We start from the raw sequence: 19,838 nt of genomic DNA, 5'->3' as shown, positions 1-19,838 counted from the left end.
GGAGGTATCATGTGTGAAGACTTCGTCATTTCTATATGGTGTCATTATCGGTGCCGTTGCATGCCGAATCATTTCCCGTAATAACAGCAGGCTCTTCTCCTCGATGATGAAAGATGCAAATCTTGGCCGATTTGCAAATACTGCGATGAGTAAAATTCAGGGCACTAAGAGCCAGAAGTATTCTGGTTCGAGCCAAGAAAGCGTGTCTCCCAGTTCAGGCCGACATGATTCCACTCATTCCAATGGAACTGCAGGGGTACAGACATCGACTCATTCGAAGGCTGCCAACCTGAAACAAGTCAAGGATTTCATCCGGAACAACCCTGATGTCAAGAACGAAGTCGAACAGATTTTGAAAGAGACCCACACCGTCATACCGGGTTTGTAAACGGCATGAACCATTTTGAATCATTCACGGGGAGCGGCCACATGAATCCTTGTGAATGATTCTTTTTTCTTCAGCTACATATTTGCGTGCATTTGTGGTTATTAAATGATAAAATCAATTATATAAAACCATTTTTATCACGTCATAATCCAGACATCATAATTTGTTATAAACTTTTGTTTACGTAAGGAGGATCCTGTCATGAAAATAGAGCGTTTGAGTCAAGATAAGATACGGATTTTCCTCACGTTTGACGATCTGAGTGAGCGAGGGATCCAGAAGGAAGAGATGTGGCAGGAAATACCGAAAGTTTATGACCTGTTTACGGAGATGATGGATCAGGCATACAGTGAACTCGGATTTGATGCCACCGGACCTCTTGCCGTTGAGGTGTTTGCACTGCCTGCCCAGGGCATGGTGGTTATTGTGACGAGAGGGAAATACGATCATCATTTCGGCGGCTTGTCCGAAGAAGATATGCCGGACGAGATTTATGAAATGGAAGTAACGCTGGATCAAAGTGATAATATCGTCTATGTTTTTCAAGATTTTGAAGTGCTCATTGAAGCATCGCATATGTTGAAGGACCTTGTAGGCGGAGCGGGTAAGCTCTATCACTATATGGATAGATGGTTTTTGTACTTCGATCCTGAGGAATTGGATAGCGAGAAGCTGCCGGCGGTGATTGCGATGCTGGCTGAATTCGGTGAATCCTCCTCAGTAACGGAGGCTATGCTGGAGGAATACGGGAAGAAAGTCATGCCTCAGCAAGCAGTTGAGGTTATCTGTACACACTTCCAGCGTCAGCGTTAATCAAGGTGGGCGTGCGTGCCGGACTTCAGGCCCGCAACTAACGGAAGGGGAATTTTAGTGCTGGTGTTCTCGGTAATTGCGTCAGCTTTGGCGCCGGGACTCGCATTGCTCACGTATTTTTACCTGAAAGATAGGTATGATCAAGAGCCCCTGCACATGGTGATCAAGGTGTTTATGCTAGGGGTTCTGGTCGTTTTCCCGGTTATGATTTTGCAGCGGGGAATGATACTATGGCTTGGCGACAATCCGGTAGTCAACTCATTGTTCGTTTCGGCGGGCGTTGAGGAATTTCTGAAATGGTTCGTGATGTACCATGTTATTTTTAACCATACGGAATTTGACGAGCCTTATGACGGCATCCTTTATGCAGTGGCGATATCGCTGGGATTTGCTACAGTAGAGAATTTGCTTTACGCCTGGTACAGCCAGGCAGCCTTTGGTCCGATGTTCTTGCGAGCCCTGCTGCCCGTTTCGGGGCATGCGATGTTTGGCGTCATCATGGGATACTACATGGGACATGCGAGGTTCACGGAAGGAAAACGCAGAAGATTTTTTCTCGTTCTATCCTTGTTCCTGCCTTGGATGTGGCATGGTCTGTACGACCTGATTCTGAATCTGCTGACCCACACATGGGTGTGGTTCATCGTACCGCTTATGGTGCTGCTGTGGTATGGCGGCATGGGCAAAATCTCTAGAGCTAACAACCGTTCTCCTTTTCGTTTCATCAAGCGGGAGGAAGAGGTTAACACTTAACAAATCAGGGCACACTTCTTTCTATAGACCTCGGCTGACAGCCAGGGAATCATAGAAAGGGAGGTGTCTTTTTTTGCGTGTAAAAGTGAAAATTCTTTGCAAGGATTGCGGTGAACGTTTTGTGCTGCGGGGAAAAAAGGAGCAGGGTCGGATCGAAACCGGATTTAAGCAGTGTCTGTGTAACAATCGCGATCACTTCGATATTGAGGAAGATTTCTAAGGGATGAAGGAATTATACAGATATGCATAAGACTTCTTTCTTCTAGTCAAACTAACGGCAGTGAGTAGAAGAAAGGAGACTATCGCATCATGTACAAACGATTAAGCGCTATTCTGTTTCCTGTGGCCACAATTTTATTGATTGGGGCTCTGGTATGGGGTTATCAAGAGAATAAAGAAAAAAACGCCATATTGATTAATGCGGAGAACCAATACCAACGGGCGTTCCATGACTTGTCTTACAATATGGACAGGATTCATACGGAGCTCGGCAATACGCTTGCGGTAAGCTCTACCTCCCAAGGGATGCACCGGAAGGGCTTGATGAATGTATGGCGCCTAACAAGCCAGGCTCAGAATGAGATTAGCCAGCTGCCGCTTACGCTCCTTCCTTTCAACAAGACTGAAGAGTTCCTTTCCCGAATTTCGAATTTTGCTTACAAAACAGGTGTACGTGATTTAACGAAGGAGCCGCTCAGCGAGGGTGAAGTCAAAACGTTGAAATCCTTGTACGCCAACTCCGGCGAAATCACGAAGGATTTGCAGCATGTGCAGAATAAAGTTATCGCAAACAGTTTGCGCTGGATGGATGTAGAGGTGGCTCTGGCAACGAATAAAGTCCAGGACAATTCCATTATTGACGGTTTTAAAACGGTGGATAAAAAGGTGGAGTCCTACCCTGAGCTTGACTGGGGACCGTCGGTAAGCAGCATTTATGACCGCCGATCTGTGAAGCAATTGGCAGGTATGCCGATATCGGAAGCGGATGTGAAGCGTAAAGCGCTGAAGTTCTCGGATGTGGGTAATAACGCCAAAGTACAAGTGACGAAGAACGGCAGTGGCACCGAGTGGGTATCTTACACGGCGAAGGTACAACATCCGAAGGGCCATATGCTCAGCATGGACTTTACCGAAAAAGGCGGCCAGTTGATCTCCTATACGGATGAGCGGAATGTTGGCGCGAAGAAAGTGTCCGTTCAAGCTGCAATCGACAAAGCCCAACAATTCCTGACGAAAAAAGGCTATTCCGACATGACGGTTGTTTCGGCGGACCAATATGACAACCTAGCCAACTTCTCCTTTGTCTGTGAAGAGGACGGCGTGCTGATTTACCCTGAAAAAATTACCGTTCGTTCTGCGCTGGACAATGGGAATGTTATTGGATTCCAGGCCAGCGACTTTGTGTACGAGCATCAGATCAAGCGAGAAATCCCGCAGCCGAAACTTAGTCTTGCCGAGGCGGGGAAAGCCTTGAATCCTGAGTTCAAAGTGCTCTACCACCGTAAAGCCTTAATCAAAAACGACCGCTCCGAGGATGTTCTGTGTTATGAGTTTGGCGGGCGAATCAACGGGTCCCAATACCGAATTTACATTAATTCGGATACCGGCCTTGAGGAAACGGTTGAGGTCGTGAAGGATGCACAGGCAGGAATTAAATAATTAAAGTATTGCGTGATTCAAGCCGGTTCAGGAGATATCCTGAATCGGCTTTTTTCTTGGATGAAGGAGCTGAAAGAGCGGGGATGGTCCCATGTTTCCTAAGGATAGACAGGATTCGACCTTAATTTGAAGATTTTGTCCTATGGGCCGTGGCATCCCATGATATAATGGAAAATAATGATTATGATGAATTAGTGGGTGAGCGCATTGTATCCAAAGATTAACGATGTCCTCTATATCCAGTTGGATACAGGGGATGAGAAGGAAGCCAGTATTGTATATAAATCCCGCATCTCCGACATGGATGACGAATCGATGTATATGGAGGTTCCGCTGCAGGAAGGAACGGGCAAGCTGAAAAAGCTGTACATCGGGGACGAGCTGTCCGCTTATTTTTTAACGGAAGGCGGAGTCAAGAATTTCTTCAATTCCTACGTCCTGAGTCACCATGAGGATATTATCCGTCTGGTTCGCATCAAGAAGCCGGAGCAGGATCAAATTACGAAGGTACAGAGAAGAAGTTTCCTAAGGGTGCAAGCCGAGCTCGAGGTAGCAGTCATGACCAAAGACGGCACTCAGTTTTTAGCCAAAACCGATGATGTCGGCGGCGGCGGCGTATCCTTCTATCTGCAGCCGGATCATATGATTGCGGAAGGGAGTATACTGACATGCTGGATACTCATCCCGTTTAAGAACGGATCCGTGGAGCATGTTCCGTTTGAAGGCGAGGTTGTGAGGGTGAAGGAACTGCCTACCAATCGAAGCATCGTGATGCTGAAGTTTAGTCAGATCGCGGATATGGAGCGCCAGAAACTGATTCGTTATTGTTTTGAGAGACAGTTTGATTTTCGCAATCGTTAATGCATAAAAAGGACATGCCGGTGGCACACTATCCGAAAATTTTGTCCCGGAGGGGCTGTCTGCCATGTCAAAAGTAGTAAACGATCAAGACCGTCTGCTTGAAAAAACAAGACTGGAAGTTAAGCATGAGGAGAAGGGACAAGCTCTGCATGACCGATATGGAGTAATGCTGCTTAAGCTGCTGATCTGGTTGGTGCTTGCGCTTGTGATCACCCAGCTGCTATTACATTATGAGCCTAGCCGGCCCTATATTTCGCCCATTCAGCAGATGGAGGGTGTTCCCGTTAACGAGCCAAATGTAAACGATTGGATGGGGGAAAACACCCCTTCTCTTTTGCATCACTCTAGCTAGTGTGGTATAATTTTCACGTCGCAGGCGGGCGCCTGCTTTTTTCTTGAAATATAAGATTGCGCCTTTGTTTCATTCGCGCTCTCTTATAAGTTTTCACTAGAGAAACGGTGATCCCGTCCGTAACGGATGGTAAGCCCTTTCGATTTCGAGGTATATGTTTGAGGAGGAATGCCCCGTTGGTTACGCAGGGGACAGGTTATCGCGACAGAATTAATATTGCCATCGACGGTCCGGCAGGCGCGGGTAAAAGCACCGTAGCGCGTATGGTAGCCAGCAGGCTGCATTACATCTACGTGGATACCGGAGCCATGTACAGGGCAGTCACCTGGTTCATGCTGAACCAAGGGATTTCTCCAGAAAATCCCGAAGTAGTGCTTCAACATGCACAAAACATGGTGATTGAATTAAAACCGCATGAACATGGTCAAATGGTCTGGCTGAACGGGGAAGACGTCACACCATATATTCGCTCACATCAGGTTAGTGCAGTGGTATCCCAATATGCACGAATCGAGGGTTTGCGGATAAAGCTTGTCCGTTTACAGCAGCAAATGGCACAAGACAAGGGCGTTGTCATGGATGGACGTGACATCGGCACAACGGTTTTGCCGGATGCCGAGGTGAAGATTTTCATGACGGCCAGTGTCAAGGAACGTGCTCTCCGCCGCTTCAATGAGTTGAGTGATGAAGGCATATCGCTGGAACAACTGGAAAGAGATATCGCAGAACGTGACAGGCTTGACCAGGAACGTGAAGTGTCGCCGCTCCGATGCGCAGAGGATGCCATCATACTGGATACGACACATATGGATATCAACCAGGTTGTGGAAGCAATTCTTTCATATTGCGAAACTTAAGTGGGATGGGGAGAAATCGGCATGATTTATATTTTTTGCAGAGCGGTGGTTCGCGGATTGTTCGCTATTCTTTACAGATTCGAATCTGTCGGCGTACATAACATACCTTCGGAAGGCGGCGTGCTAATCTGCAGCAATCATATTAGCATTCGAGATCCGATATCTGTCGGCATTCACGTCAAGCGCCAAGTTAAGTTCATGGCCAAAGCGGAACTGTTCAAGATTCCGGTGTTCGGATGGCTGGTTCGTCAGCTTGGAGCATTTCCGGTCAAACGCGGCGGAGTAAGTAAAGATTCGATCAAAACCGCGCTCACGATATTGCGTACGGGTGAGATCATGGGCATTTTCCCTGAGGGTACGCGTAATTCCGATTCAACAGCGGCCAAACGGGGTGCGGCAAGCTTCGCTCTCCGCAGCGGGGCGACGGTCATACCGGCTGCTATCATTGGAGATTACAAGCTTTTTCGCAAAGTGAAGATCATCTATGGTGCACCCGTGGATCTATCCCGGTTTGAAGGTGACAAGTCACCGGAAGCTCTGGATGCGGCAACCGAGTTGATCATGGCCAAGATTCACGAAATGCGCGCAAGCGGCAAACCAACCGTGAACTGATTTATTCGCTTCATGCATAAAAAGCATGGGAAGATTGGAAAGATACTACAGCAATTATGTTTTGAACTTCGCCAATGCGAGTTTAAATAAATGGGGTTTGAATTGAGGAGGTTATTTGACATGTCGGAAGAAACAAGAAATCAAGAGGCTGCTGAAAACCAAGAGCAGCTGGACCAAATCGTATCCTTGAAAAAAGGGGACACCGTGAAAGGGACGATCGTCAAACTGGAGGACAACCAAGCTTATGTAAGCATTGGATATAAATATGACGGCGTAATTCCTGTTCGCGAACTGTCTTCTGTACAACTTGATAATGCATCTGATGCGGTTCAGGTTGGCCAAGAGGTAGAGTGCAAAGTCGTTAGCATTAACGACGACAAGGAAAGCCTGGTTCTTTCCAAGCGCGCGATCGACACCGAGAATTCATGGGAAGAGCTTGAGAAGCATTTTGCGGATCAGGACGTATTCGAAGTAACGGTGGCTGACGTGGTTAAAGGCGGACTCGTAGCCGATGTTGGTGCACGCGGATTTATTCCTGCATCCATGGTAGAGCGTCATTTCGTTGAAGACTTCAGCGACTACAAGGGCCGCACGCTTCGCGTGAAAGTGAAGGAACTGGACCGCGAGAACAACAAAGTGATCCTATCCCAGAAGGATGTTCTGGAAGAAGAGTTCGAAGCTAACAAACAAAAAGTGATGTCCGAGCTTCAAGATGGCCAAGTGCTGGAAGGTACAGTACAACGCCTTACGCAATTCGGCGCATTTGTTGATGTTGGCGGCGTAGACGGATTGGTTCACGTATCCGAGATCGCTTGGAGCCACGTCGACAAGCCTGCTGATGTATTGTCCGAAGGTGATCAAGTGCGTGTGAAGGTACTGAAAGTGGATCCTGAAAAAGGAAAAATCAGCCTCAGTATCAAAGCAGCCGCTCCTGGTCCTTGGGAAACAGCTGGCGAGCAATTCAACACGGGCGACATCGTAACAGGCGTTGTTAAACGTTTGGTTAATTTCGGAGCTTTCGTTGAACTGGCACCAGGTGTTGAAGGTTTGGTTCATATCTCCCAAATCTCCCACAAGCATATCGGTACACCGCAAGAAGTATTGAAAGAAGGCCAAGAAGTTCAGGTTAAAGTGCTTGATATCAACACTTCTGAGCAACGTATCAGCCTGAGCATCAAAGAAACGGAAGAAGCGCCAGCTCAAGCTCCACGCGCTGAAAAACCGTCCAAAGGTCCTAAAATCGACCTGAAAGACAACCCGAACGTTTCTTTGAACAATCAAGGCATGAGCGTTACGCTTGGAGAGCGTTTCGGCGATAAGCTGAGCAAATTCAAGTAAGCCCGGGAACAGTTTTGTTCGGTCTATTGACCTATCATAACGAAGTCGGCGAATCCAGAAATCTGGGTTCGCCATTTGTTTTTTTAGGGGACGAACGTTTGCGGATGTTGTAACATGGGGTAGAGCATAATAGAAATAAAGATGAAAGGTTAGCCAATTGTAACGTTTTTTGCTATGATGATAATCGTAAGAATTGACAGGAGGAGTGACTATGGCAAGACCCGTAGTGGCTATCGTTGGACGGCCTAACGTCGGTAAATCGACCATATTTAACCGATTGATTGGCGACAGATTAGCCATCGTTGAAGATAAACCGGGTATTACCCGTGACCGGATTTACGGTAGTGCCGAATGGAATGGTAAAGCGTTCAGCGTCATAGATACCGGCGGTATTGAAATCGATGGCGATGACATGATATTGAAATCCATACGCATGCAGGCCGAGCTTGCAATTGAAGAAGCGGACGTCATCGTATTTATGTGCGATGCAAAGACAGGGGTTACCCAATCGGACGAGGAAGTTGCACAGATTCTGTTCCGTTCGGGTAAACCTGTCATTCTAAGCGTAAACAAAGTGGATAATTTGAAGCGCGTTGATGATATCTATGAGTTCTATTCCCTCGGATTTGGCGATCCTGTCGGAATATCGGGCAGTCACGGCACAGGGATCGGCGACCTGCTGGACGTTGTGGTTGAGAATCTGCCTGAGCTGGAAGACGACGGATATGACGAGGATGTTATTCGAGTTGCCCTGATTGGCAGACCGAATGTGGGCAAATCCTCCCTGGTTAATGCCATTTTGGGAGAAGAGCGTGTCATTGTCAGTGACGTTGCCGGCACTACACGCGATGCGATCGACACGCCGTTCGAGAAGGATGGGCAGCGGTATGTGCTCATCGATACGGCTGGTATGCGTAAACGCGGGAAAGTCTATGAGACCACGGAGAAATACAGCGTCATGCGTGCGATGCGCGCCATCGAGCGCGCGGATGTTGTTCTCGTCCTCATTAACGGGGAAGAAGGCATCATCGAACAGGACAAGCATATTGCCGGTTACGCCTATGAGGCCGGTAAAGCATCTTTGTTCGTTGTGAACAAATGGGATATGGTCGAGAAAGATGACAAGACGATGCAGCAGTTCGAGAAAAAGATACGGGATCATTTCTTGTTCATGACCTATGCGCCGGTTGTGTTCTTGTCGGCCAAAACGAAGCAGCGCTTGCAAAAGCTGCTCCCTGTCGTTAAGCATGTGGCGGATCAGCATTCACTTCGCATACAGACACATCTCCTTAACGATGTCATATCCGATGCGATTGCCATCAATCCGCCTCCAACGGATAAGGGAAGAAGATTGCGTATTAACTACTCAACACAGGTTGCGGTTAAGCCGCCGACCATGGTCGTATTTGTCAACGATCCCGAATTGATGCACTTCTCATATGAGCGTTACCTTGAGAACAAGATTCGGGCCGCGTTTGACTTTGAAGGTACACCCATCAGGATATTTACTCGAAGAAAGTCTGATGAGAGTTAGGGGAGAATAGTTTGATTTTGGAGATCGTAGCGATAGTAGTGTGTTATTTACTCGGTTCGGTAAGCTTTAGCGTACTGCTTGCCAAGATCCTGAAAGGGATTGACATTCGTCAGCATGGCAGCGGCAACGCCGGGGCAACCAATACCCTTCGCGTCCTGGGAAAGGGACCTGCCATACTTGTATTGGTCTTGGATGTAATTAAGGGCATCGCTGCGGTTTGGATCGGACGATGGCTCGGGGGGGACAATGCGTGGCTGCCGGGATTGTGCGGTATTGCGGCCATTATCGGTCATAATTGGCCTCTATACTTCCGCTTTCGAGGCGGCAAAGGGATTGCAACCGCCATTGGTGTGCTTGCTACGCTTTGCTTTGTACCAGCGGTTATAGCAGGCATTATCGCAATTCTATCCATTGTTTTTACCCGTTATGTATCTTTGGGTTCCCTTATTTTTGTAGTACTTACCCCTGTTTTTCTATTGATCGCGGATTATTCGTGGCCAATCTTTTGGACGAGCTTCATCATATGTGTATTCGCCTTCTGGCGGCATCGCTCGAACATCGTGAAGCTTGTGCAGGGGCGTGAAAATAAGCTGGGTTCCGGAAAAGGAAAGGGCAAAGGAGGGAAGCGCGTTGTCTGACAAAGTCGCTGTTCTGGTGGCAGGCAGTTGGGGAACCGCTTTGGCGAGTGTTCTCGCTTCGAATCATCTGGATGTTGTCGTCTGGACAAGAACAGAGGAACAGACTCGTGAAATCAACGAGTCGCATACCAACAACCGTTATTTACCCGGGGTGGAGTTATCACCGAATATCCGCGCTACAACCGATATGAAAGAGGCTGTCACGTCGGCTGCTGCTGTGGTTATCGTTGCACCTTCGTCCGCGATGCGGGAAGTGACGGGGCAACTGAAGCAGTTTTGGACCGAGGACATGCTGGTGATTCATGCGACCAAAGGATTCGAAATTGAATCTTTAAAGCGGATGTCCACCGTCATATCCGAGGAGCTTGGCTGTGAGGAAGGCCGCGTGGTGGTATTATCAGGACCCAGCCACGCGGAGGAAGTGGTCAGACGCTGCCCGACAACGGTCGTTGTGGCGTCTTTGGATGCCGAGGCGGCTGTAGCCGCTCAGGATTTGTTTATGAACACATATTTCAGAGTGTACACGAATCGGGATATGATTGGTGTTGAGCTGGCCGGGGCCTTGAAGAATATTATTGCACTAGGTGCCGGGATGTCCGATGGATTGGGCTTTGGAGATAATGCCAAGGCAGCGCTCATCACTAGAGGATTGGCGGAAATACTGCGAATCGGTATGGAGATGGGGGCAAATCCGCTTACGTTTGCCGGGCTTGCCGGCATCGGGGACCTTGTGGTTACCGCTACGAGTCAGCACAGCCGGAATTGGCGGGCAGGCTCTATGCTGGGCCAAGGCAAGAAGCTGGACGAAGTCCTGAGCTCCATGGGGATGGTTGTGGAAGGAATTCGGACGACCAAAGCTGCACATGCCATTTCCGAGAAATATGGCGTGCAGATGCCGATTGCCGATCAGCTGTACCATGTGCTCTTCCAGGATCGTAATCCCCGTACCGCTGTAGAAGCTTTAATGGGCCGGGATCCCAAGACCGAGATGGAATTGATGCCGCTTGAAACTTGGGAGCAATGGCACACCTAGCTTAATCACCATTCCGATGGCTCTCTCATATATTGTTGTGAGGATGTCGGAGGAGGGGTGGAAATGAGCAAAAGCTTTCACAAAGATGTACTGAATGCGATTAACAAGAAAAGCGGCAAGAAAATTTCTTCAGGGGCTGTCAATAAGCTGGCTAGCACGGTTAAACCGTCTACAATGCAAAATGAAGCCCAGCTCCGCCAGCTGATCAAACAGGTATCTTCCATGGCGAACATACCCGTTAGTGAGGATACAATCCAAGAGATTGTCGGAGCAGTGAAGAAGAGCGGCATGAATCCAAGCAATATGGAAGCCCTGATGAAAATGATGATGAACAAATAAGTTACAACGATGATGAGCAAAAGCCACGTCCGGCTGGGCGGCGGCTTTTGTTCTTTTTTTCGACAAACCTGGGGTGAGGCGGTACCGTTTTCGTGATATAATAGGTTGAATAATTTGATGAGAGATTGGAGAGTTTCGTGACATGGATCCAATGCAAAAGATGTGGCTGTCCCTTGTCGCATTATTGATTATGGCGCTGTCCGTCATCGTGGTTACACTTGCGCGAAGCAAGACGAAGGGTTTCCTGCGCGGTACTTTGTCGTTTGTGGCCTTTATGATGATGATTTTTGGTTTTATTATTGGACTAGCCTCCATCATATAACAAAGGAAGCCGTCAGGGATGATACGGTAAAAGGGGTGCAGCATGACGCTGAATGATCTGCCGGAATTGGAGAATGTGTTAGCTACCGCCATTCATAAGCTGAATCAGGCGCCTATGGCTTGGCTGCTCGGTGGAAGCTGCAGCTTGCTTCTTCAGGATGTAACATTGGAGAAGCCACCGAGAGATATCGATATATATGCCGATGCAGGGGGCGTACAGCCTTTGCACGAGTCGCTGGCTGCTATGGCCGTGGATGCTCCCCACTTAGACCAGGAAGGGATATATTCCTCAATACTGAGCCACTATGAAATAGAGAAAGTCCCGATTGAACTGGTAGGCGGATTTGAAGTGAATTCAAACGGGTCCTCCTACTGCGTTGAGATCGATCACTTGCTGTATCCTGCAGCACTAGAGTGTCATATACAGGGCGTCACGGTGCGCCTGATGCCGTTATCCCATGAACTGGTGTTTAATGTGCTTCGAGACAGACCGGATCGATACGTCGCCATTGCGGAAGCGATCCGGCGGGATATGGACCGCCATATGCCGCTACTGCAGCAGTTGTTAAGCCGGAATCATCTGCATGGGGAGCATCGAATGGTTTTGAACCGATTAACCGGACTGTAACCGAAGTGCTGTGAAAAATGGCCAGGGAGCTTAGTAGAACGTGTACATAAGAAAAGGAGCGCGTTACCGTTGGACTACGAGGTATTATTTCAGCCGGATCAGAAAAAGGTCAAGGTTCGTCCGCACACGAATGTTCTGGATGCCTCGCGTCGGGCTGGTGTGCGTATTCCTACCCGTTGCGGAGGCAAAGCCGGTTGTTTGATGTGCAAGATCATCGTTCCGAACGAGGAACGCAATCATTGCTCTGCTCCGGAGCCGAAGGAAATCAGGAAGCTGGGGACATCGATGATTGAACAAGGTTACCGGCTATCCTGCCAGACGAGAATTACGAATCACATTAAGGTAATAATTCCCGAGGATCCGCTCAAAGCTGCGATACGCAAACAGCTGGAAGCTGCGAGAAACCGGGAGTCCGATGACTTTATTTAAAGCGAAGGATGATGTTAGTTGAGTATGATCACTTGGATGACCCAAGCGGCAGGCCGTTCGAAGCGGGCGTCTGCAGTCTTAATCCTGGTGCTGTTTCCGATGCTGCTGACAGGATGTCTTTATCCTGACGAGAAATTGCAGGAGAACAAGGTTTCGTATAGGGAAAGTGTCAAACGGATACAATCGGCTGTAGATGATTTTTATAAAGAACAGGGAATCTTGCCGATCATTACAGCGGGTCCGGAAATTCCGCGGTATGAGAAATACCGGGTCGATCTGGATCAGTTGAAGAACCGGGGATACATCGACCAAATTCCGGATACGGCATTTGAGAAGGGCGGCAGCGGATATTTTCTCATTATTAATGAGGAAACCGAGCCAACCGTGAAGGTTATGGATTTAACCACGGCCCAGAAGGTGAATGACGTTCAGAGAGCCGTGAATTTGTACAAAATGGCGCATGACAACGCCCTTCCTGCAGGAGAAGCCCTCTACCCGGGGTATACGGCAGTGGACCTGTCCAAGACCGATGCCAAATCCATTACATTGATGAGTGTATACTCGGGTCAGGAGATGGCCTTTATGATGGATGAAGAGGGAACGGTGTACGCCGATTATGCCTTTGATATTATGCAGGCGATCCAGAAGAACGGTTCCGATCCTAAAGAAGGAGAAGATTTACGGGTGTTCCTGGAGCAGGAATCCTATTATGTCCCTGTAAAATCCGTACCTTATACATGGAAGGATGGGCAGCCCGTTGCTCAGCCGCTATCCTAAACCTATACCCGCCGTTATCGGCGGGTATTTTTGTTGCCCCTGCTTGGTGACCCATATCGGTTGAGGAATGAGTATGCGTAAAGCCATGAAGCGAGCCTTCATTTTTTCCTTGAGCCCCTTCTTCGATAGATTTTTTTGAAAATGGTTGAATCTCTTGGAATATCTATTAAAGTGCGCGCATATTCATAATCTGAAAGAGTAGTGCGGGCAAGAGCCGGTTGCCCACATCATGAGGCATACGAAAACGTCTGAAGGCGCACAGCATGAAGATAAACCGCGCCCCAGCGGTAGTTTTCTTTACGGTATTCGATGGCAGTGTCTAGTTGGTTTAGGCCTGTTCGATATCTTAAAAAAAACTGGACGGACTTTAAGGGGCAACCGTCATATTTTTGAACCCGGTACATATGATGTTACTAGTCCAAATGCATGTACGAGTTACGCCGCTTTGCCGTTTCCATCAAAACTCATGGAATACCGGCGGCGGGATGCTGGCGACATTGTAAAGGCTGCTCATCTGTTGCAATGGCTTTGGCTATGAGTGGAACACGAAGCGGATGCTCTTAAAGCATTTTTCCTTCGGAGTAATTTGAGGAGGGGATCTCTTTTGGAAAAAGTGGACATTTTTAAGGACATTGCCGAACGGACCGGAGGGGACATTTACTTAGGTGTTGTCGGTGCCGTCCGTACGGGAAAATCAACCTTCATCAAGCGGTTTATGGAGACGGTTGTTCTCCCGAACATTACGAACGAGGCGGATCGAGTAAGAGCTGTCGATGAGCTGCCTCAAAGTGCTGCAGGGAAAACAATCATGACAACCGAGCCGAAATTTGTGCCGAACAATGCGGTACAGATCAAAGTTACGGAAGGTCTTGAGGTCAACGTCAGATTAGTGGATTGTGTAGGCTATGCCGTTGAAGGCGCTAAGGGCTATGAGGATGAGAATGGCCCGAGAATGATCTCGACGCCATGGTTCGAAGAGCCGATTCCGTTCCAGGAAGCGGCAGAAATCGGAACCCGCAAAGTCATTCAGGAACACTCCACACTTGGCGTTGTCGTCACGACAGACGGAAGCATTGCGGAAATTCCGAGAAGCTCTTATGTTGAGGCTGAGGAACGCGTCATCGAGGAACTGAAGGAAGTTGGCAAGCCATTCGTAGTGGTCATTAACTCGACACGTCCACGCAGTGAAGAAGCGCTTCAACTGCGCAATGAGCTGGCTGAGAAATACGACATTCCGGTAATGACACTAAGTGCAGCTACGATGACCGAAGATGATGTAACCGGTGTTCTTCGTGAAGTATTGTATGAGTTCCCAGTGCATGAAGTGAACGTCAATCTGCCTAGCTGGGTTATGGTGCTAAACGAGAACCACTGGCTTCGTAGCAACTATGAGAACTCGGTCAGAGATACCGTGAAAGATATCCGCCGTCTGCGTGACGTGGATCGGGTGGTCAGCCAGTTCATGGAGTATGACTTCATCAACCATGCTGGACTTAGCGGCATGAATATGGGTCAGGGCGTTGCCGAGATCGATCTCTTCGCACCTGACGAACTGTATGACCGGATCTTGATGGAGGTTGTGGGTGTCGAGATTCGCGGTAAAGATCATTTGCTGCAGCTGATGCAGGAGTTCTCCCATGCCAAACGGGAATACGACCGCTTCGCTGAAGCGCTTGAAATGGTTAAAACGACAGGTTACGGTATTGCTGCTCCTTCCCTGGCTGAGATGGCGCTGGATGAGCCTGAGCTTATCCGTCAAGGCACTCGCTTCGGGGTAAGATTGAAAGCGACCGCGCCTTCCATCCATATGATTCGAGTCGATGTGGAATCCGAGTTCTCGCCGATTATCGGCACAGAGAAGCAGAGCGAAGAGCTTGTGCGCTATCTGATGCAGGATTTCGAGAACGATCCGATCAAGATTTGGGAATCCGATATATTCGGACGCTCGCTGCACTCGATCGTCCGTGAAGGCATTCAAGGCAAAATCGCAATGATGCCTGACAATGCGAGATATAAATTGCAAGAAACTTTAGGTCGGATCATCAACGAAGGTTCCGGCGGTTTGATCGCGATCATTCTTTAAGTGAGTATCGATAAGGTGTTGAATACGCAGTCGCTAACGGGTCTAAAGTCCCGATTAGCGGCTGTTTTTCGTGTTTTCTTTGGTTGGGCAGAGCAAAACGCTTGAAATTATGAGATGGCTGTATTACTATAAATTTGTTCCGCGTCATGCATTCTAAACGCGAGATAGGGGTAAAATACCCGATTGCACGTATAATTTGCGGTAAAACGGAAACAGTGAATAGCAAGTGGAGCACATTCCTTGTTGGGGAGGTGAAAGAATGAATAAATCGGATCTGATTACACAAGTAGCTGAATCTACTGAGCTTTCCAAGAAGGATGCAACTAAAGCGGTTGATGCCGTTTTCGATGCAATCTCCGAAGCGTTGCAAAGTGGAGACAAGGTACAACTGGTTGGCTTTGGCAACTTCGAGGTTCGCGAGCGTTCCGCACGGAAAGGCCGCAACCCGCAAACAGGTGAAGAAATCGAAATCCCTGCGAGCAAAATTCCTGCATTTAAACCTGGTAAAGCGCTCAAAGACGGAATCAAATAAAGATTTCTACATATTACCTAAGAGCACAGGTCGTGAATTCGTTCACGGCCTTTTCTTTTAGCTTACGGTGAGGAGGTCTGAACAATGGAGAACGTTCAAAACGGGGATTATTTTATCGTTAAAGCGCTGGACCATGGCGTGCAGGTGATAGGCCTTACCCGCGGCCAGGACACCCGGTTTCATCATACCGAGAAGCTGGACAAAGGCGAGGTCATCATCGCCCAGTTCACGGATCATACGTCTGCGGTCAAAATCCGCGGCAAAGCTGAGGTCATGACCAAACACGGGAAGATTGAGTCCGGCATCTGATTAGACTTATCATCTTGGCTAAGCCCCACCAAATTGGTGGGGCTTTTTTAAGATATCAGAAAGTATAAACTCCAAAGCTTAGGCCTTCACGATATCGCAAGAAAAACAACCCCTAACCGCGGTCTGTCTTCTGAGAAAGTACGTCGATAGAGGTTTTTCTTATGTTTGATGTTTCCGTCCGATAGATTGTGTGTTAATCAATTGTTAAAGGACCTTGTTGGATTCGTGAACGTTGTATATACTAGCGGAATGAATAAAAATTCGAAAGGATGTTTAAAGAAATCATGACAAAGCAATTTAAAGAGGGACAATATGTGGTGGTCCCTGAAAATCCGGTATCCCTGTTTCTGTTCAGCAGTACTCGCTCCGGCTGGATTTGGCTGCTCGTGAGGCTGTATCTCGGTTATTCCTGGTTAACGTCGGGGCTGAAAAAGCTGACGGCGGAAGCCTGGACGGGAAGCGAAGCCGGCGCGGCCATTCAGGGGTTTGTCGGGGGAGCGCTGGCTAAGGCGGAAGAGGGGAAGGACGTCACCGGATGGTATGCTTCTTTTCTCGAAGGGTTTGTGCTTCCCAACGCGAAGCTGTTTTCGTATATGGTGTCCTTCGGCGAGGTGTTGGTCGGACTCGGGCTGATTTTGGGTCTGCTGACGGGCATTGCAGCGTTTTTCGGCGGATTAATGAATGCCAGCTTTTTATTCGCGGGCACGGTAAGCTCCAATCCGTTATTCTTTATATTGGCTACATGGCTGGTCATGGCCTGGAAAGTGGCGGGCTGGTATGGTCTGGACCGCTGGGCGCTGCCGCTGCTGGGTACGCCTTGGAGCCGCAGGCGCAAGGATCAGGACATTCCGGAACAAATGTGATTTTGCTCTAAAAGTAACATTCGTCACTTTTGCAAACGCGTTTGTCAAGTACAATTCCAACAGACCGCGGCCATGAAATCCTTTAATCTGAAATCAGATCAATTGGATAAAGGATGATGGTCATGGGAATCCGAGCTTTTTTTAAACTGGTGGAAATTCAGACAAAGGTAGCCAGTATGATTCCGTTCCTGTTCGGAACTTTGTATGCACTGTTTCGTTTTCAGCAGTTCAATGGGTATCATTTTGCCCTGATGCTCGCATCATTGCTGTCGTTTGATATGGCAACGACGGCGATCAATAACTATTACGATTATAAAAAAGCGATAAAAAAGAACGGGTTCGGTTACGAGGAGCACAATGCCATTGTACGTTATAATCTTAAGGAGCCTGCGGTCGTGTCCGTCATCATCTTGCTGCTCTTAACAGCCATCGGTGCGGGGATCGCGCTATTCCTGTCTACGGGCTGGTTGATCCTGCTGCTGGGGGGATTGTCTTTTGCCGTAGGGATATTATATTCGTTCGGACCGATTCCGATTTCACGGATGCCGCTAGGCGAGTTGTTCTCCGGATTGTTTATGGGATTTGTCATTATATTTATTTCGGCTTGGATTCATGCGGAGGGCAGCCATCTGGCGGTTTTGGACCTGTACGGCAGCGTTCTGTCCCTTCAGGTGAACCTTCCTGAGGTACTGCTGCTGCTGGTGGTATCACTGCCGGCCATACTTGGGATTGCCAACATCATGCTGGCCAACAACATCTGCGACATGGATGAGGATATGGAGAACAAGCGGTATACGCTGCCGGTATATATAGGATTCAGACCTTCTTTAAAGCTCTTCCGAATTCTGTATTGCCTTGCTTATCTGGACCTGGCGGCTCTTCTCCTGATGAAGGTGCACCCCGTGTTAGTGCTTCTGGTGTTTGTCACCCTTGTCCCGATTTATAAAAAAAGCGCCGTTTTCACCGCCCATCCTTCCAAAGAGAAGACATTTGTGATCGCGGTGCAAAATTTCGTGCTCATGAATCTGGCGCGGATCGCCGCGCTGGGGGTAGCCGTGGTATTGACTTCTCTACCCTTTTTCTAAACCGCATACTGTTCGTTTTACCTGAAGCAGGCATAGCCTGCTTTTTTTCTTTATACAATGAGGTATGGACTAATGAGGAGCGGAAGAAACTAGGAATAGAGGAGGTTTAGGATATGAAGCACTGGCAATCTGTACGAGCCGTACTCCTGCCCGCGGCGATTGCATGCATCATGCTCGCACTATTAATGGGGCTTCAATCGCAAGCCCGTTATAAGGTCGGTGCTGTGACAGCGGCGATACCCTATCACAGCCGCGAATTAAGCGATGCCGGATTAGTGGACTCCCTGAAGAATCTTCCTCTTCATTTGAAAATAAGCCGAGCAGATTATGATGAAGGCGCGCTGACGCTTGATATCAAATTGAGCGACCCCGCGGAGACGGCCGCCGAGGTTTATGAGGATATCGCCAGCATAATGTCCTTTACGTTCGAAGGAACGGATAATGTGCAGCAGCTGTATTTAAGAGTGGTAGCCATTGATCGTTGGGGAGGGAAGCGGTATATGCTGCTGGCATCGAATATGAGCAAGGATAGCTGGGACTCACGCTATGCAGAAGCTCTAACCCAGCTTGAGAACGGCGATGTTCCACCATCTATTGCTGCCGCTCTTAACCTAACGTTTACGAATCTTTGGCTAAAGCAGTTCAGCAGCCCATGAAAGGGGTAAAATAGTAAATGACAGGGCATGTACGTGTCTTGAACATGTGTTATAATAGATTGGATTGTGGGCTCAAATGGACAAAAGAACATCAAGTGCACGGAGGCTGAGAATGAAATCGTATCGCGTACCAGAACTGGCAGAGAAATATTTAAATTATGATATGATTCAAAACCACACGGAACTTCCGAACTTTCCGGATGCCCGTGTTCATTTGCTATACATATTTTTAAAGGATTCGGGACGAAATCTTGCCGGTCATGAAGAATTGTACGCACTGGTTACCTCACTGGTTCAAGTGGGACTCGATACGCATGAGAGCATCGACGTTACGGAGGGCAATCAAGGAGAGGCGATGATGCGATCCCGGCAGTTAAAAGTGCTTGCAGGGGATTACTTCAGCAGTCGTTTTTATCAACTCCTTGCCTTAAAGGGCGAAATTGCTGTCATCTCGCTTCTTAGCAAGGCTGTTAGCGATGTGAACGTGTTGAAGATGAGGTTGTACGGCAAAATGAAAAAAACGCTGCTGCCTTCTGAAGAATATCTACGGCTAACGGTACAGCTGAATATGCAGCTGTTTCTTTCTTTTACTCCGCTGCTTGAGAAGTCCGTACAAGAAACATGGGAGAAGCTGCTCAAGGAATTTACGGAATGTGAAACGCTTGTGCGGGAGATGGAACGCTGTGCGACGCCTGAAATTGGCAGATGCGGTTACGTGTACTGGCATCTGATCGAATCGGGGAGCGACGAGGAACGGAACATGCTGGTTGGCAAGAAGACGGATATGAAGGACTGGAGGAAGCTGATCCTGAAGCACAAGGTTTCGGAGAAGCTGCTGGACAAGCTGCGCGAATCCGTTAATGCCGTACAGCTACTGCTGGCAAGCCGTGTAGGAGAGAGCCCGTACGCCGGTATGTTGGACCCGTTCCTGAAACGGCTCAGCACGTATCGGTCCGTCGTAAGTGAAGGGTAGGGGGA

General features: G+C 48.4%; 25 protein-coding genes. All 25 read left to right on the top strand.

What is annotated here, in order from left to right; translation table 11 throughout:
• Positions 1–13: 13 nt before the first annotated feature.
• The 25 genes from ABEW73_RS11455 to ABEW73_RS11335 all read left to right on the top strand — a co-directional run bounded on the left by ABEW73_RS11455 (position 14) and on the right by ABEW73_RS11335 (position 19,833).
• Positions 14–388: a hypothetical protein gene (locus ABEW73_RS11455; protein WP_215155947.1), complete on the top strand. Its 375-nt coding sequence runs from the start codon at positions 14–16 to the stop codon at positions 386–388.
• A 201-nt stretch (positions 389–589) separates the two neighbouring features.
• Positions 590–1,201, top strand: a complete 612-nt coding sequence (locus ABEW73_RS11450; protein ID WP_430170602.1) for a genetic competence negative regulator — start codon at positions 590–592, stop codon at positions 1,199–1,201.
• Positions 1,202–1,258: 57 nt separating this feature from the next.
• The gene (prsW, locus tag ABEW73_RS11445; RefSeq protein WP_430171244.1) at positions 1,259–1,954 is read left to right on the top strand and encodes a glutamic-type intramembrane protease PrsW; all 696 of its coding nucleotides are present in this window, start codon (positions 1,259–1,261) and stop codon (positions 1,952–1,954) included.
• A gap of 73 nt (positions 1,955–2,027) precedes the next feature.
• Positions 2,028–2,174, top strand: a complete 147-nt coding sequence (locus tag ABEW73_RS11440; RefSeq protein WP_009595221.1) for a hypothetical protein — start codon at positions 2,028–2,030, stop codon at positions 2,172–2,174.
• 89 nt (positions 2,175–2,263) lie between these two features.
• Entirely contained in the window at positions 2,264–3,613 is a 1,350-nt protein-coding gene (gene ypeB, locus ABEW73_RS11435) for a germination protein YpeB (RefSeq protein WP_430170600.1), read from the top strand.
• Between the two features lie 207 nt (positions 3,614–3,820).
• Positions 3,821–4,474 carry a flagellar brake protein gene (locus ABEW73_RS11430; RefSeq protein ID WP_430206386.1) on the top strand — a complete coding sequence of 218 codons (654 nt, stop codon included), beginning with the start codon at positions 3,821–3,823 and terminating at the stop codon, positions 4,472–4,474.
• A gap of 64 nt (positions 4,475–4,538) precedes the next feature.
• Entirely contained in the window at positions 4,539–4,826 is a 288-nt protein-coding gene (locus ABEW73_RS11425) for a DUF5359 family protein (RefSeq protein WP_430170597.1), read from the top strand.
• 176 nt (positions 4,827–5,002) lie between these two features.
• Complete coding sequence (cmk, locus tag ABEW73_RS11420) at positions 5,003–5,683, top strand: (d)CMP kinase (RefSeq protein ID WP_430170595.1); 681 nt, start codon at positions 5,003–5,005, stop codon at positions 5,681–5,683.
• A gap of 21 nt (positions 5,684–5,704) precedes the next feature.
• Complete coding sequence (locus ABEW73_RS11415; protein ID WP_430170593.1) at positions 5,705–6,295, top strand: lysophospholipid acyltransferase family protein; 591 nt, start codon at positions 5,705–5,707, stop codon at positions 6,293–6,295.
• Between the two features lie 120 nt (positions 6,296–6,415).
• Positions 6,416–7,633, top strand: coding sequence for a 30S ribosomal protein S1 (gene rpsA, locus ABEW73_RS11410; protein WP_076320953.1), 1,218 nt, complete (start codon positions 6,416–6,418; stop codon positions 7,631–7,633).
• A 211-nt stretch (positions 7,634–7,844) separates the two neighbouring features.
• Positions 7,845–9,167 (top strand): ribosome biogenesis GTPase Der, encoded by a 1,323-nt coding sequence (gene der / locus ABEW73_RS11405; protein WP_098743011.1) that lies wholly within the window; start codon positions 7,845–7,847, stop codon positions 9,165–9,167.
• An 11-nt stretch (positions 9,168–9,178) separates the two neighbouring features.
• Positions 9,179–9,805 (top strand): glycerol-3-phosphate 1-O-acyltransferase PlsY, encoded by a 627-nt coding sequence (plsY, locus tag ABEW73_RS11400; protein WP_430170591.1) that lies wholly within the window; start codon positions 9,179–9,181, stop codon positions 9,803–9,805.
• On the top strand, positions 9,798–10,838 hold the full coding sequence (locus ABEW73_RS11395; RefSeq protein WP_430170589.1) for an NAD(P)H-dependent glycerol-3-phosphate dehydrogenase: 1,041 nt from the start codon (positions 9,798–9,800) through the stop codon (positions 10,836–10,838). The genes plsY and ABEW73_RS11395 overlap by 8 nt, the downstream gene beginning before the upstream one ends.
• Before the next feature lie 63 nt (positions 10,839–10,901).
• Positions 10,902–11,177: a stage VI sporulation protein F gene (locus tag ABEW73_RS11390; RefSeq protein WP_006209456.1), complete on the top strand. Its 276-nt coding sequence runs from the start codon at positions 10,902–10,904 to the stop codon at positions 11,175–11,177.
• A gap of 142 nt (positions 11,178–11,319) precedes the next feature.
• Positions 11,320–11,499 carry a DUF2768 family protein gene (locus ABEW73_RS11385; protein WP_006209457.1) on the top strand — a complete coding sequence of 60 codons (180 nt, stop codon included), beginning with the start codon at positions 11,320–11,322 and terminating at the stop codon, positions 11,497–11,499.
• 42 nt (positions 11,500–11,541) lie between these two features.
• Complete coding sequence (locus tag ABEW73_RS11380; protein ID WP_430170587.1) at positions 11,542–12,126, top strand: hypothetical protein; 585 nt, start codon at positions 11,542–11,544, stop codon at positions 12,124–12,126.
• Between the two features lie 69 nt (positions 12,127–12,195).
• Positions 12,196–12,555, top strand: a complete 360-nt coding sequence (locus tag ABEW73_RS11375) for a 2Fe-2S iron-sulfur cluster-binding protein (RefSeq protein WP_430170586.1) — start codon at positions 12,196–12,198, stop codon at positions 12,553–12,555.
• A gap of 24 nt (positions 12,556–12,579) precedes the next feature.
• Positions 12,580–13,332, top strand: a complete 753-nt coding sequence (locus tag ABEW73_RS11370) for a hypothetical protein (protein ID WP_430171243.1) — start codon at positions 12,580–12,582, stop codon at positions 13,330–13,332.
• A gap of 604 nt (positions 13,333–13,936) precedes the next feature.
• On the top strand, positions 13,937–15,415 hold the full coding sequence (spoIVA, locus tag ABEW73_RS11365) for a stage IV sporulation protein A (RefSeq protein WP_071223935.1): 1,479 nt from the start codon (positions 13,937–13,939) through the stop codon (positions 15,413–15,415).
• Between the two features lie 259 nt (positions 15,416–15,674).
• A complete protein-coding gene (locus ABEW73_RS11360; protein ID WP_006209463.1) occupies positions 15,675–15,947 on the top strand; it encodes an HU family DNA-binding protein in 273 nt (90 codons plus the stop codon).
• 84 nt (positions 15,948–16,031) lie between these two features.
• Positions 16,032–16,256, top strand: a complete 225-nt coding sequence (gene mtrB, locus ABEW73_RS11355; protein WP_071223937.1) for a trp RNA-binding attenuation protein MtrB — start codon at positions 16,032–16,034, stop codon at positions 16,254–16,256.
• Between the two features lie 284 nt (positions 16,257–16,540).
• Positions 16,541–17,119: a DoxX family membrane protein gene (locus ABEW73_RS11350; RefSeq protein ID WP_430170584.1), complete on the top strand. Its 579-nt coding sequence runs from the start codon at positions 16,541–16,543 to the stop codon at positions 17,117–17,119.
• Positions 17,120–17,241: 122 nt separating this feature from the next.
• A complete protein-coding gene (locus ABEW73_RS11345) occupies positions 17,242–18,204 on the top strand; it encodes a 1,4-dihydroxy-2-naphthoate polyprenyltransferase (protein WP_430170582.1) in 963 nt (320 codons plus the stop codon).
• A 113-nt stretch (positions 18,205–18,317) separates the two neighbouring features.
• Positions 18,318–18,860 carry a hypothetical protein gene (locus ABEW73_RS11340; RefSeq protein WP_430170580.1) on the top strand — a complete coding sequence of 181 codons (543 nt, stop codon included), beginning with the start codon at positions 18,318–18,320 and terminating at the stop codon, positions 18,858–18,860.
• Between the two features lie 112 nt (positions 18,861–18,972).
• On the top strand, positions 18,973–19,833 hold the full coding sequence (locus ABEW73_RS11335; RefSeq protein ID WP_430170579.1) for a heptaprenyl diphosphate synthase component 1: 861 nt from the start codon (positions 18,973–18,975) through the stop codon (positions 19,831–19,833).
• The last annotated feature ends 5 nt before the right edge of the window (positions 19,834–19,838 follow it).

It is taken from the genome of Paenibacillus lautus (genome assembly GCF_050482385.1).
GTDB lineage: Bacteria > Bacillota > Bacilli > Paenibacillales > Paenibacillaceae > Paenibacillus_AQ > Paenibacillus_AQ lautus_B.
Note: the sequence above shows the minus strand (reverse complement) of the source record. Positions and strands in the feature narration are given on the sequence as shown.